2 tRNA genes are annotated in these 343 nt (G+C 50.7%); both read right to left on the bottom strand.

Annotated elements, in window-relative coordinates:
• Positions 1–62: 62 nt before the first annotated feature.
• Positions 63–135, bottom strand: a tRNA-Ala gene (locus KNO79_RS15525).
• A gap of 22 nt (positions 136–157) precedes the next feature.
• Positions 158–234 (bottom strand) — tRNA-Ile (locus KNO79_RS15520).
• Positions 235–343 lie beyond the last annotated feature (109 nt).

Here is a 343-nt window from a genome sequence, read left to right as displayed (position 1 = left end):
GGACCATATGTGAAATTGGTTTTTGATGTCTTGATGAATCTTCAGTTTTCAAGGAACAAAAGTGGAGCCTAGCGGGATCGAACCGCTGACCTCCTGCGTGCAAGGCAGGCGCTCTCCCAGCTGAGCTAAGGCCCCGTATTAGAATTGTTCATAAAAATGGTGGGCCTAAGTGGACTCGAACCACCGACCTCACGCTTATCAGGCGTGCGCTCTAACCGGCTGAGCTATAGGCCCTCTTAGAGAGGTTTTGGTCTCTCAAAACTGAACGATGGGCAATGCCACATGGGCATTTTCCTTAGAAAGGAGGTGATCCAGCCGCACCTTCCGATACGGCTACCTTGTT

The organism is Exiguobacterium sp. s43 (genome assembly GCF_018617255.1).
GTDB lineage: Bacteria > Bacillota > Bacilli > Exiguobacteriales > Exiguobacteriaceae > Exiguobacterium > Exiguobacterium profundum.
The sequence above is the reverse complement of the archived record's forward strand: the minus strand, read 5'-3'. Positions and strand labels throughout refer to the sequence as shown.